At 69.8% G+C, this 13,407-nt stretch carries 11 protein-coding genes; 2 read left to right on the top strand and 9 right to left on the bottom strand.

The genetic code is table 11. The features are described 5' to 3' along the window. Positions 1 to 504 precede the first annotated feature (504 nt). The 8 genes from FVE25_RS13400 to FVE25_RS13365 all read right to left on the bottom strand — a co-directional run bounded on the left by FVE25_RS13400 (position 505) and on the right by FVE25_RS13365 (position 8,417). Complete coding sequence (locus FVE25_RS13400) at positions 505 to 1,350, bottom strand: alpha/beta hydrolase (RefSeq protein WP_157246867.1); 846 nt, start codon at positions 1,348 to 1,350, stop codon at positions 505 to 507. An 11-nt stretch (positions 1,351 to 1,361) separates the two neighbouring features. Next, a complete protein-coding gene (locus FVE25_RS13395) occupies positions 1,362 to 2,315 on the bottom strand; it encodes an acetamidase/formamidase family protein (protein ID WP_157246865.1) in 954 nt (317 codons plus the stop codon). Further along, a complete protein-coding gene (locus tag FVE25_RS13390; RefSeq protein WP_157246864.1) occupies positions 2,308 to 3,138 on the bottom strand; it encodes a carbon-nitrogen hydrolase family protein in 831 nt (276 codons plus the stop codon). Before FVE25_RS13390 ends, FVE25_RS13395 begins: the two co-directional genes overlap by 8 nt. Before the next feature lie 71 nt (positions 3,139 to 3,209). Then, positions 3,210 to 3,992 (bottom strand): ABC transporter ATP-binding protein, encoded by a 783-nt coding sequence (locus FVE25_RS13385; protein ID WP_157246863.1) that lies wholly within the window; start codon positions 3,990 to 3,992, stop codon positions 3,210 to 3,212. Next, the gene (locus tag FVE25_RS13380; RefSeq protein ID WP_157246862.1) at positions 3,989 to 4,942 is read right to left on the bottom strand and encodes an ABC transporter ATP-binding protein; all 954 of its coding nucleotides are present in this window, start codon (positions 4,940 to 4,942) and stop codon (positions 3,989 to 3,991) included. The genes FVE25_RS13385 and FVE25_RS13380 overlap by 4 nt, the downstream gene beginning before the upstream one ends. After that, a complete protein-coding gene (locus tag FVE25_RS13375) occupies positions 4,939 to 5,799 on the bottom strand; it encodes an ABC transporter permease (RefSeq protein WP_157246861.1) in 861 nt (286 codons plus the stop codon). Before FVE25_RS13375 ends, FVE25_RS13380 begins: the two co-directional genes overlap by 4 nt. Beyond that, entirely contained in the window at positions 5,796 to 6,758 is a 963-nt protein-coding gene (locus tag FVE25_RS13370) for an ABC transporter permease (RefSeq protein ID WP_157246860.1), read from the bottom strand. Before FVE25_RS13370 ends, FVE25_RS13375 begins: the two co-directional genes overlap by 4 nt. A 9-nt stretch (positions 6,759 to 6,767) precedes the next feature. Beyond that, positions 6,768 to 8,417, bottom strand: a complete 1,650-nt coding sequence (locus tag FVE25_RS13365; RefSeq protein ID WP_157246859.1) for an ABC transporter substrate-binding protein — start codon at positions 8,415 to 8,417, stop codon at positions 6,768 to 6,770. 256 nt (positions 8,418 to 8,673) lie between these two features. Here FVE25_RS13365 and FVE25_RS13360 point away from each other — a divergent pair, with 256 nt between their 5' ends. Both FVE25_RS13360 and FVE25_RS13355 read left to right on the top strand, forming a co-directional pair. Continuing rightward, positions 8,674 to 9,348, top strand: a complete 675-nt coding sequence (locus FVE25_RS13360) for a GntR family transcriptional regulator (protein ID WP_181019572.1) — start codon at positions 8,674 to 8,676, stop codon at positions 9,346 to 9,348. 221 nt (positions 9,349 to 9,569) lie between these two features. Then, positions 9,570 to 12,695: a GH92 family glycosyl hydrolase gene (locus tag FVE25_RS13355; RefSeq protein WP_157246857.1), complete on the top strand. Its 3,126-nt coding sequence runs from the start codon at positions 9,570 to 9,572 to the stop codon at positions 12,693 to 12,695. 55 nt (positions 12,696 to 12,750) lie between these two features. On the opposite strand, the gene FVE25_RS13350 is transcribed toward FVE25_RS13355, so the two are convergent. Beyond that, positions 12,751 to 13,377: a DUF1345 domain-containing protein gene (locus FVE25_RS13350; RefSeq protein WP_157246856.1), complete on the bottom strand. Its 627-nt coding sequence runs from the start codon at positions 13,375 to 13,377 to the stop codon at positions 12,751 to 12,753. Positions 13,378 to 13,407 lie beyond the last annotated feature (30 nt).

Here is a 13,407-nt window from a genome sequence, read left to right as displayed (position 1 = left end):
AACCCCAGACCCACCAGCGCAGGGTGGGTATGTGGAATCGCCGCTCCATTTGTGGAATGAGCCGCCCCTTCGTCCTGCGGGCTTAATGTTGACCTAATTCAGCCACATTTGGGGTGAATAGTTACTTCACTGTGATCCGAATCGGATTCCGGCAACGATGGCTCATCATTAAATGTCCTGAATTGTTGGCAATTGCCATGCATTTGCGATGCTTTGTCGTGCTTCGGCATGCTTGCGCATGGCGTGACCTGGTAACCCGCAGCAATGCGGATAGCAAGGATTTAAGGTCACGGCCTTCAGGCGGCGTGGGACCGATGTCGTCTGTGTGCCTCTAGGGGCGGGCTTCCGATTGAATGCTCATTACGACATGGTTGGAGATGTCAATCGGCAAAAGTGCCGCTCTAGGCAATATGCGGCAACAATGCGGTTAGTCGTGCTAGCGGTATTTGTCCCGTTTGGGGTTAATGCTGCCGTGGGATGCGAGGAAGTCGGCGCTGACGCAGGTCAGCGCGCTCCCGATGCGGCCCGCTCGGCGTCGACGGTGAGCACGTGAGTGAAGAAGTCCTTCACCTTGCTCACCACGCCGGGACCGTAGTGGCCGACGCCCGGCACGACGTCGTAGCGGACCGGGATGCCGTGCCGTTCCAGGCTGCGCCGCAGCGCCTGCAGCCGTATGGTGCGCGGGATCCCCTCGTCGTTGACGCCGGGGATCCACGCGGGATGGCCCGCCAGCACGCTGTTCGACTGGGTCCCGGTGTCGTCGGCGCCGATCACCAGATGCATGGCGGTACGGCCGAGCGCGGCCGGATTCACCTTCCTGCCCAGCGCCGCCTCGGCCCCTGCGAAGCCGGCGGGCCACGGCAGGTCCTCGTCGAGCAGGGTCACCGCGCCGGGCGCGCCGATCGACGCCGCGCGGACCCGCTCCGGATGCAGATAGGCGAACCGGTGCGCGAACTGGCCGCCGCCCGAGTAGCCGAACAGCAGGAACCTGTTCCCGTCGACCCGATAGCAGGCGGAGATCTCCTCGACCATGGCGAGGAGGATCTCGTCGAAGCGGATTCCCCGGTGTTCGAGGTACTTGTAGCCGTCCAGCTCGCCCGGGTCGGGGATGCCCGCGGGAAACAGCGGGGCGAGCACGATGCAGTCGTTGGCCCTGCCGAAGTCCTCGAAGGAGTCCCGGTACGACTGAACGTCCCGTTCGGTGCCGTGGACGAGCACGGCGAGGGAGTAGACCATGTCCCCGTCCGGCGCGTAGTCGTCGGGGACGTACAGGCAGTAGGAGAAGCGCTGGTCGTATTGGCACGCGTACAGCGGGGTGCGGCCTATGTCGTACAGGGACAGTTCGCGCATGATCCCTCGTATCAGGAAGAGGGGTGGGACAGGTGGGAGGGCAGGACGTGGCGGGGCACGGCCGCGTGGACCGACGACCAGCCACCGTGCACGCACTGGTTCACGGTGACCTCGGCGACCGCGCCCAGTAGCTGGAATGCCTCTCCGGGCAGGAAGCCGCACTCCTCGACCAGCCTGTGCCGGAGCTCGGTCATCGCGGAGCGGAGGTTGTGCTCGACGCTCACGCCGTGGGCGCAGCCGACGGCGCCGATCCGGTGGGGCTCGTCGAGGTACGGCCCGGCCATCGCCTTGCCCAGTCCCGGCAGCAGGTCCACCGTCACGGTGACCTCGGCCGGGGCCTCCAGCGCGGTGCCGGTGATCTCGGCGTCGCCCATGAGCGCGTGCACGTCCCCGAGCGACACCAGCCCGCCCGGCACCTCCACCGGCAGGACGAGGACGCTTCCCGGCCGTAGCGCCTGGCAGTCCATGTTGCCGCCGCAGCGGGCGTGCGACAGCAGGGAGGGGAAGGCGGGACCCGCGGGCGCCACGCCGAGGGTGCCGATCATGGGCCTGACCGGCAGCGCCAGCCGGCCCCGCGAGGTCGGGAACCACACCGTGTCCCCTTCGACGGGGCAGACGCGGGTGTCGCCGGACGGCAGGTCGAGCTCGGGGTCGGCGTGGAGTACCGTCACGGCCCGGGCGCCGAGGCCGACGCGCTCGACGGTGATCGCCAGCGCGTCACCGGGTACGGCGCCGCGGACGGCCACGGGGCCGGACACCGGGTTGAACGCGCCGACCAGCTCGATGAGCTCGGCCTCGGTGCGGAAGCGCTGCTCGGGCGAGGTCAGCAGGTTGGAGAAGCAGTCGAGCGTCTCGAAGACCAGACGGGTCCCGCCGCCGACCTCGATCGCGGCGGGCTCGCCGCCGTCGAAGGCGAACCGGCGCGGGCCCGCCGGGACCCGGACGACCTTCACCGGGTCACCCACGGGCCGTCTCCCGTGCGATCTGCCCGCCGTACACGGAGGGGGCGGTCTCGTTCGGCGCGTTGAGCGCGCCGCGAGCCTGATCGAGCGCGGCCCGGTCAAGCTCGGCCACGGTCAGGCCGGTGCCGTCCTGCGCGCAGGCCAGCACGCGGCCCCACGGGTCGACGGCCAGGCTGTGGCCGTGGGTGACGAATCCGTCGGGGCTGACACCTTCCTGAGCCGGGGCCAGGACGTAGCAGAGGTTCTCGATCGCCCTGGCGCGCAGCAGCGGCTCCCAGTGGACGGCGCCGGTGACGGCGGAGAAGTTGGACGGCACGCACAGCACGTCCGCGCCCGAGCGGGCCAGCGCCCTGTACAGCTCGGGGAAGCGCAGGTCGTAGCAGATCGACAGACCGAAGACGAATCCCCGGTAGGAGACGGTGACCAGGTTCTCGCCCGGGGTGGTGTAGGCGCCCTCGTCCTCGTCCACCTCGGCGGCCCGCAGCCGGAACAGGTGCACCTTGCGGTATTCGGCCGCGATCTCGCCGCCGGGGCCGACGAAGACGGAGGCGTTGTACGGCCGGCCCGGATCGCCCGAGGCGAGCCAGAGCCCGCCGGCCAGGACGGCGATCCCGTGACCGGCCGCCTTCTCGGACAGCAGGGTCAGCGTGGGCCCGGTCCTGTCCTCGACGTGCTCGGCCGCGAGCGGGCCCCGGTAGGAGCACGCCTCGGGGAACAGGACGAGCTCCGCGCCCTGACCGGCCGCCCGGTCGAGCGTGGCCGCCATCCAGCGGAGGTTGTCGGCCCTGTCCTGCCCCGAGGACATCTGGGCCATGGCGATGCGCATGGATCTCCGTTCTTGACGTGACGTCACGGTCGGCTTCGCGGGCGGCTTCACGGATGGCTTCACGGATGGCTTCACGGGCGGCCGAGGTCCGGTGTGGCCGCCAGCAGCGCGCGGGTGTAGTCGTGGGCGGGTTCCGCCGTCACCTGCCTGGCCGGGCCTTCCTCCACGATCCTTCCCCGGTGCATGACCACGATCCGGTCGGCGACGTGGACGGCCGTGGCCAGGTCGTGGGTGATGAGCAGGATGCCCAGCTCTCTGGTACGGCGCAGCTCGCCGAACAGGCTGAGCACCCCCGCTCTGACCGAGACGTCCAGCATCGAGACGGGCTCGTCGGCGATCAGGTAGGCGGGTTCGAGGACGAGGCTGCCGGCGATGGCGACCCGCTGGCGCTGTCCGCCGGACAGTTCGAACGGCCTGCGGTCGAGGAAGGACTCGACCGGGGTGAGCCCGACCGCCGTCAGCGCCTCGCGGACCCGCTCGTCCCGTCCGGCTCTGGGGACGCCGTGGATGGCCAGCCCCTCGGCGACGATGTCCCTGACCCGCTGGCGGGGGATGAGCGACTCGTAGGGGTCCTGATAGATCATCTGGACGCGGCGGCGGAAGTCCTTGAGCCGCCCGCCCCGCAGGGTGGTGAGGTCGGTGCCGTCCACGCTGACCGATCCGGCGGCCGGCTCCTGCATGCGGACCAGGCAGCGGGCCAGCGTGCTCTTGCCCGAGCCCGACTCGCCGACCAGCGCGACGATGGACCCCTTGCCGAGGGTGAGACCGACCCCGTCGAGGGCGGGGGCAGGGGCGGCCCGCCTCCGCGACCGGCGGCCGTAGGTGACGACGACGTCTTCGGCGACGAGGCTCACGCGACCACCTCCGCCAGGTGGCACGCGCAGGACCGGGCGCCGGACAACCGCAGCAGCGGGGGCGCGCTGGTCGCGCATCGGTCCAGCGCCTCGTCGCAGCGGGGCTGGAAGGCACAGCCGGGCAGCGGCCCGTCGAGCCTGGGCGGTGCGCCGGGGATGGAGGTCAGCGGCCGCTCGCCGGCCAGGTCGGGTGTCGCCTCGACCAGCCGCCTGGTGTAGGGGTGGCGCGGGTTGTGCACGATGTCGGCGCACGGCGCGTTCTCCACGACCGAGCCCGCGTACATCACCGCGGCCCTGTCGCACAGCCGGGGGACCAGCGCCAGGTCGTGGGTGACGAGGACGACGGCCAGCCCGAGCGAGTCGCTCAGCTCCTTCAGCAGGGTGACGATCTGGTCCTGCACGATCACGTCGAGCGCGGTGGTCGGCTCGTCGGCCAGCAGGATCCTGGGCCGGCACGCCAGCGCGAGCGCGATGACCGCCCGCTGCCGCTGGCCGCCCGACAGCTCGTGCGGGTAGCGGGACACGGCGTCCGCCGGCAGGCCGACCAGGTCGAGCACCTCGCGGGCACGCAGCCTGCCCTCCTGCCGGGAGCCGCCGTGGATGCGGACCGCCTCGACGATCTGGGCGCCCACTCTGCGGACCGGGTTGAGCGCGTTCATCGCGCCCTGGAACACCATCGCGATGTCGGTCCAGCGGTGCGGGCGCATCGAGGTCTCGCCGCCGGCCAGGATGTCCGTGCCGTCGAGCAGCACCTGCCCCGAGACGGTGGCGCTCGCGGGCAGCAGGCCCATCATGGCCAGCATGGTCGTGGTCTTGCCGCAACCCGACTCGCCGACGAGGGCGATCCGCTCGCCCGGGGCGAGGTCGAGGCTGACCGCGCGCACCGCGCGCACCTGCGCGCCGCCGGTGGAGAAGGCGACCTCCAGGTCGCGGATGCTGAGCAGGCTCATCTGTTCACCACCTGGAAGTACGTCCGGGACGCGTGCGCGACCTTGAGCCGGGGATTGAGGGTGTCCTCGATCGACTGGGACACCCAGTAGCAGCACATGACGACGAGCGAGATGGCGACGCCGGGCGGCGCGAAGGCCCACCAGGCGCCCTGCGTCATCGCCGTCCGCTGGAACGCGAAGCGGATCATGGTCCCCCAGGTGACGGTGTCGGGGTCGCCGAGGCCGAGGAAGGTGAGCGCGGTCTCGGTGAAGATCGCCAGCGCGATGGTGAGCGCGGCCATGGCGCTCAGCAGCGGCGCGAGCTGCGGCACCAGGAAGCGGACGATGACGCGGGCATGGCTCGCGCCGAGCCCGAGGATGCGCCGGATGGCGGGCCGGTTCCTGAGGGAGGCGGTCTCCGCCCTGATGACGCGGGCCGTGGACGTCCACAGCAGCAGCGCGATCACCACGACGAGATGGCCGATGCTGCTGCCCCACACCGCCGCGATGACGATGCCGAGCGGCAGGGCCGGGATCACGATGGCGTAGTCGGTGATCCGCATGAGCAGCCCGTCGATCCAGCCGCCGAAATAGCCGGCCACCACGCCGACGACGCCGCCGATCAGGATGGCGACCAGAGCCGCCGCCGCGCCGACGAACAGCGTGGGGCGGGTGCCGTACAGCAGGAGGCTGAGCACGTCGTGGCCGCCGTCGTCGAGACCCAGCGGGTGGGCGGGTTCGGGCGGGCCGAAGACGGGGCCGACCTGCTCCATCGGGTCGTACGGCGCGAGCCATCCGGCCAGCAGCGCGACCGTGGTGAGCAGCAGCAGTACGGCCACGCCCGCGGTGGCCCGGGGGTTGGCGCGCAGCCGTCTCATCGCGCCACCCGCGGGTCGAGCCGGACGTAGAGCAGGTCGGCCAGCAGGTTGAGGGTGACCACGGAGACGGTGAGCACGAGGAAGACTCCCTGCAGCATCGGGTAGTCGCGCTGGACCACCGCTTCGTACATGGCCCGGCCGACGCCCGGCCAGGAGAAGACGCTCTCCACGAGGATCGAGCCGCCGATGAGGCCGCCGAGCGAGAGCGCGACGAGGGTGGTGATGGGGAGCATGGCGTTGGGCAGCACATGCCTGGCCAGGATGCGGACGGGGCCGGCGCCGAGCGCCCGCGCCGTCAGCACGTGGTCGTCGCCGAGCGTCTCCATCATCGAGGAGCGCACCACCAGCGTGTACTGGCCGAACACGATGAGCGCGATGGTCATGGCCGGCAGCGTCATGTGCTTGACCAGGTCGGCCATGAGCTCGGCGCCCGACGGGTCGATGAGGAACTCGTCGCGCATCCCCTGCGCGGGCAGGTAGCCGCCGAGCAGCAGGATCAGCAGCAGCCCGAGGAAGTGCGTCGGGACCGAGTAGAAGGCGATCGCGACGTTGGTGCTCAGCCTGTCCACCCATCCGCCCCGGTACCAGGCCGCCAGCGCGCCGCTGACCAGGCCGATCAGCAGGGCCAGCAGCAGCCCGGCGGTGACCAGGGGCAGCGTGTTGGCGAACGCCTCGGCCAGCCGGTCGCCGACCGGTTCCTGCGTGGCGAAGGACACGCCGAGGTCACCGTGCGCCAGACGGCCGAGATAGATCCAGTACTGGTCCCAGAGCGGCAGGTCGAGGCCGAACTGCCGGCGGAGCGCGGCGGTCAGCTCCGGAGAGCCGCCGGGGACGCGCGACATGTTCGCCACGGCGTCGCCCGGCAGCACGCGGAACAACAGGAAGTTCAGCGTCACCACCGCGTAGACGGTCACCAGGGTCGCCAGCAGGCGTCTGATCAGATGGCTGGTACGCGACACGGGCGATCCTCAGGACCCGGAGCTCGACGACAGCAGGCCGAAGCGGGACTGCGAGTCGAGGATGCCGAGCGCGGAGGTGGCGAACCCGCTCCAGCTCTTGGTGTGGGCCTCGACGACGTCGTCGTAGTGCGTGATGATGTATGGCCGGGCGTCCTTGACCATCTTCTGCATCTCCCAGACGAGCTTCTTGCGTGCTCCGGCGTCGACCGTGCTCGCCTGCCGCTCGTACATCTCGTCGTATTTCTTGTCGCAGTAGGCGGAGTCGTTCCAGCTGCCCCACTGGCCGCAGGTCATGGCGTTGAGAAGGAAGTCGGGGTCGCGCTGGGCGATCCAGCCCCACTGCGCGACGGTGTACTGGTCGTACTTCTTGTCCGTGCCCGCCATCTGGTCGAAGGCGGTGGCGTTGTCGGCCGGCCGGGGCTTGAGCTGGACGCCGATCTTCTTGAAGTCCTCGGTGACGATCTGCAGGGCGCGTTCTCCCTCGCCGCCCTCGACGTCGGGGATGATCACCTCGTACGACATGGGCTTGCCGCCGGCGGCCCGGACGCCGTCCGGGCCCGGCCGGTAGCCCGCCTCGTCGAGCAGCGCGGCGGCGCGGGTGAGGTCGAAGGCGTCGGGCTTGACCGACGGGTCGTACCAGTCGCCGCTCACCGGCGGGACGACGGAGCTGCCCGGTGTGCCGAAGCCGAGGTAGGCGACCTCGATGATGCGTTTCCTGTCGACCGCGGCCTCGAACGCCGCACGCACCTTCGGCTCGCGCAACTCGGGGTGGGCCTTCTGGTGAGGGGACTGGTTGATGATCAGGTCGTGCATGCGGAAGCCGGGCTGCCGCGTGACGGTGAACCCGGCCTGCTCGACGGGTTTGGCCGCGGTGATGGGCAGCGGCGCCGCGTAGTCGATCCTGCCGGTCTTGAGCGCGTTCACCATGGCGTCGGGGCTGCTGAAGAACTGCAGGCCGAAGCCGGACAGCTTGGGCTTGCCGCCGTACCAGTGGGGGTTGGGCTCCATGAGCGCGATCTGGTCCTTGGAGTATTTGGCCAGCCGGAACGGTCCACCGGCGACCAGTGGCGCGGCGTTCGGAGTCTGCTTGAGCCGCATCCCGTCGCCGGTGGCGTGCTGCTGCCACACGTGGGCGGGGAGCACGGGGATCTTCACCAGGCGGCCGAGCACGTTGGCGGTCGGCTTCTCGTAGGTGACGGCGACCTGGGTGGGGCTGAGGGCGGAGGCGCTCTTGACGTTCTTCACCGACGCGGCTTCCGAGGCGGTCGCGCCCTCGCGGTATTTCACGATCGTGTTGATGGTGAAGGCCACGTCGGCGGCGGTGAGGGGTTTGCCGTCCGACCACTTCGCGCCAGGACGCAGGTCGAACGTCCAGGTGAGCCCGTCGGACGAGGTGGTCCACTTCGTCGCCAGGTCGCCTTCGAAGGCGCCGGAAGCGATGTACTGGACGAGGAACGGGTAGTTGTAGCGGAAGATCATCGCGCACGTCGTTCCCGTGGACGCGAACGGATTGATGGAGTTACAGGTGAAAGTGGTGCCGATCCGCAGCACGCCGCCGCCCGTCCCCGCGGCGGGGGAGGCCGTGCCCTGGCCGCCGGAGCACCCCGCGGCCAGCAGACCAACCAGGGACAACGCGGCGATCCGAGTCTGAGGTTTCACCGTCTTGCCTTCTTTCTCCGTGCCCGCACGAGGCTCGGGCCGCACGCCTGGGTCAAGGGCGTGGGCCGGGCCGCGCCCCGGCGGAGGCCGTGCCGGCCTGGGGGATCACCGGTGCTCGTCGCGGAATGAGCGGCCAGTATATCGGTCAACCTTTTTCCGGCAAGACCCCTGGTATCGGCCCTCCGTCATGCGGGATTGCCGGGATTCGAGCAGCGGCGGGATCGCGGCCGGAGGCGATAGCCGATATATTTGGGCGGTGCCCCTGCCGCTAGTGAAGTCAGCCAGGCGCTACACGAGCGCTCAGCAGTTCGCCTACGAGGAGCTGCGCAGCTGGATACTCAACGCAGTCCTGCAACCCCACGAGATCGTGCGCGACGTCGAGATAGCGCAGTTCCTCGGCGTGAGCCGCACACCCGTGCGTGAGGCGCTCATCAGGCTCGGTCAAGAAGGGCTCATCGAGGCCAGCGCCAGCCGGATGACCCGGGTCGCCGGCCTGCCGCTCGACCGGGCGCCCCACCTGTTCCAGGCCGGCGCCCCGCTCGACGCGCTGGCCGCCGAGCTGGCCACGCCGCTGATGACCGAAGCCGACCTGAACCTCATGCAGGGCCTGCTGGAGTCGATGGCCCGCACCACCGCGCCCGACCGGCTCAGCGCCCTCGACGAGGAGTTCCACCGGGTCTACTACCGCAGAGCCGGCAACCCGGTGCTGGTCGAGTTGCTCGAATCGCTCGACGAGCAGTTGCGCCGCATCGAGCGGCACATCTGGGGTTACGTCCCCGTTCACGAGGAGGCGTACGAGGAGCACCGCGTCCTGCTCGCCGCCCTGCGTGCGGGCGACGCAGGCGCCGCGGCCGAAGCGGCCCGCGCCAACTGGCTGCGTTCCCTGCGCCGCGGCGAGGAACTGCTGAAGCCGGCGCCCCAGGAGGCGTGACGCCCCGCGGGCTGCGTGACCGGCTTCGGACAAGCGTATTGACATGGGCGAAATAGACATCTGAATAGAGGTAGACAACGTTGTCATGGCCCCTCGAGGAGGCCCATGACCATTCGTGGCCCCCCACCACACAGACGTGAACCCGCCAGCCCACACCCCCAAGGCTCCGCGATCCGCGAACCACAGCCTCTCGCTGCGCTCACGTCACAAAGGGGACATTCATGTCCAAGATCCCGCTGTTATGCATCCTGACGGCCCTGACGACCTTCCTCCTCCCCCTGCCGTACGGCACCGCCGCGGCGCTCGCCCCCCTCGCCCAGCACGTCAACCCGTTCATCGGCACCGACGACAGCAACTCCCCGAACCCGGTCCCCGGCGGAGCCGGCGGCAGCACCGTCCCCGGACCGGTCGCCCCCTTCGGCATGGTGCAGTTCAGCCCCGACACGCCGACGGCGGAGCCGTCCGGCTACCGCTTCAGCGACACCCAGATCCAGGAGTTCAGCCTGACCCACTTCAACGGCGCGGGCTGCGACAACAACGAGGACATCGGGATCCTGCCGATCACCGGCGATCTAGGCGCCTCCCCGGGCACCGCATGGACCGGCTACCAGGCCACGCAGAACAAGAGCCAGGAGGTCGCCCAGGCCGGGTACTACAAGGCCGTGCTCAGCACGTACGGCAACACCCAGGCCGAGCTGTCGGCGACCCCGCGAACCGGCATCATGCGGCTGACCTACCCGGCGACCACCACGGCGAAGGTGCTGATCAACGCCAGCCGCAGCGCCACCGGCAACCGCAGCGGCTCGATCGGCATCAGCGGCAGTACGGTCACCGGCACCTTCACCGGCGGCGGATTCTGCGGCTCGTCCAAGACGTACCAGATCTTCTACCGGATGGAGTTCGACCGAGCCCCGACCGGCGTGGGCACCTGGCTGGGCGGCACGATCTCCACCGGCTCGACCAGTGCGAGCGGCGTGAACTCCGGCGGCTGGCTGAACTTCGACACCACGGGCAACCCCGTCGTCCAGGTGAAGATCGGGATCTCGTTCGTCAGCCAGCCGGGCGCCGAGGCGAACCTCGCCGCCGAGCAGAACGGCTTCGACTTCGCCGCGGTGCGCACCGCCGCCGACAGCGCCTGGAACACGATGCTCAACCGGATCGTGGTCGGCGGCGGCTCACCGGCCGACCTGCAGAAGTTCTACACCGCGCTCTACCATGTCCTGATAAATCCGAATATCGCAAGCGACGTCAACGGGCAGTACCGCGGCTTCGACAACGTGATCCACACCGCCGGCCACACGGTGTACCAGAACTACTCGGGCTGGGACATCTACCGCTCGTGGGCGGCGCTCATCGCGTTCATCGCCCCGGCCGAGGCCGGTGACATGGCCAAGTCGATGGTGCTGAACGGCCGGCAGGGCGGCCTGCTGCCCAAGTGGTCGCATAATCACAACGAGCACTTCGTCATGACCGGCGACCCCGGGCCGATCATCATCACCAGCATGCACGCCTTCGGCGCCCGCGACTTCGACGCCGGCGCGGCGCTGACGCTGATGAACGCCAGCTCCAACGGCGGCACCGCCCAGGGCACCCCGATCCGCGGCCGGCAGGCGGGGTACGTGCAGCGGCAGTTCATCCACGAGGACCCGTCGGACTCCCTGGAGTACTCCGCCTCGGACTTCGCGGTGGCCAGGTTCGCGCAGAGCCAGGGCAACACCTCGATGTACACCACCTACATGGCCCGGGCGCAGTGGTGGCGCAACGTGTTCAACACCGAGTCGGGCTACATCCATGACCGCAACGCCGACGGAAGCTGGCCGTGGCCGCTCTCGCCCGGCAATCCGGCCGGTTACACCGAGGGCAACGCCTCGCAGTACACCTGGATGGTCACCCACAACCTCAAGAGCCTGATCGACATGATGGGCGGAAGGGAGACGGCCATCCAGCGGCTCGACCACCATTTCACCCAGCTCAACGGCGGGCTGTCGCAGCCCTACTTCTACATCGGCAACGAGCCGGAGCACGGAGTCCCGTGGGCCTACCACTTCGCGGCCTGGCCGCGGGGGACGTCGGCCGTGGTGCGCCGGGTCATGAACGAATCCTTCACCACGGGCGCCGGCGGCCTGCCCGGCAACGACGACCTCGGCGCCACCTCGGCGTGGTACGTCTGGGCCGCCCTGGGCATGTATCCGCCCACACCGGGCGCGGACACGCTCGCGCTGCACGGCCCGCTGTTCCCCTCCGTCCTCATCGACCGGCCCAGCGGCGACATCCAGATCAACGGCACGGGCGCGGGCCCGTCGGCCCAGTACGTCCAGTCCCTGTCCGTCAACGGCACGCCGGCCCAGCGGCCGTGGCTGCGTTACGCCGACCTCGCCGGCGGGGCGACCCTGTCGTACACCATGGGCGGCTCACCGTCCTCCTGGGGCACCGACCCCGCCGACGTGCCGCCGTCGTTCGGCGACGGCTTCACCCCGCCGCCCGCCGCGCCGCGGCTCGGCCCCAACCTCGCGCTGAACAAGCCCGCCACGGGAAGTACGGCGTGCGCCGCCGCGGAGAGCCCCGCCAAGGCCGTGGACGGCTCGCTGGCCGGCAACAGCAAGTGGTGCTCGGCGGCGGCCGGGACCAAGGTCCTCACCGTGGACCTCGGCTCCAACCAGAGTGTCAACGCCTTCGTGGTCAAGCACGCCGGGCTCGCCGGCGAGACGACCGGCTGGAACACCGGCGCCTTCACCATCCAGACGAGCACCGACAACGTCACCTTCACCACGGCGGCCACCGTCTCGGGGAGCCGCTCCAGCCGTACCTATCACCCGGTGGCGGCCAGGACCGCCCGCTGGGTGCGGCTCAACGTCACCACGCCCGCCAACGACGGCAACGGCGCGAGCCGCATCTACGAGTTCGAGGCGTACAACGCTCCGCAGAGCCCGAACCTGGCGCTCAACAAACCGGCCACCGGCTCGGCCGCGTGCAACGCCGGCGAGGGCCCCGCCAAGGCGGTCAACGGCAGCGTGTCCGGCGGCAACGGCGACAAGTTCTGCTCGCCGACCGTGCCCGGCAACCTGCAGGTGGACCTGGGCGTCTCGAGCACCCTGACGCGCTTCGTGGTCCAGCACGCCGGGGCGGGCGGCGAGAGCGCGACCTGGAACACCGCCGCGTTCACCCTTCAGGTCAGCCAGGACGCCGCCACCTGGACCACCGTCGTCACGGTCTCCGGCAACACGGCCGGCACCACCACACACACGATCACGCCCACGGCGGCCCGATACGTCCGGCTGAACGTGACCACCCCGACCAGCACGTCCGACACCGCGACCAGGATCTACGAGCTGGAGGTCTACGCCTGACGATCTGACCGGGTGGGTACGGCGTGCGGCCCGCCGTGCCCACCCATCGACTCCGTCAGGAACCGCTGACGTACGCGGTGACGAAGGTGATCGCCACCGCCACGATGAGCGTGTTGAACAGGAACGCCAGCACGCCGTGGACCAGCACCTGGCGGCGGATGCGGCGACCGGTGACCGTGACGTCCGTGGTGCCGAACGTGGTGCCCACGGAGAAGGCGAAGTAGGCGAAGTCCGCGGCCGCCGGCTCCTCGTCGCCGGGAAAGTCCAGCCCGCCGTACTTGGCATGCAGCGCCAGGTAGTGCGTGACGAAGCCGACCTGCAGGACCAGCCATGAGGTGAGGACGGCGACCACGCTCAGTGCGATGACCAGCGTGCCCGTGCCGGACTGATCGGCCTGCGGCATGGCCGCGATCGTCACGCCGAAAGCCAGGAACGCGGCGCCTTGGGAGAGCTGGGCGGGCCTGAACGTGAGAAACCTAAAAATCCCGGGCAGCTTCGACGCCATCGCCAGTGCGTGGAGCTCCGGGAGCGTCCGGTTCCGGTACGCCAGCCAGGTGAGGATGAGGTACGTCGTGGCGTAGACGTCCCAGACGGCCATGACCAGGACCAGGAAGTCGCCGGGGATGAAGTACACGGCCAAGGCCAGGGGGAGCGCCAAGAGCTGGCGGGAGGTTTCACGCATCCACCACAACACGCGGCAGACGCTACCAAT

This window comes from Nonomuraea typhae, assembly GCF_009760925.1.
GTDB lineage: Bacteria > Actinomycetota > Actinomycetes > Streptosporangiales > Streptosporangiaceae > Nonomuraea > Nonomuraea typhae.
Note: the sequence above shows the minus strand (reverse complement) of the source record. Positions and strands in the feature narration are given on the sequence as shown.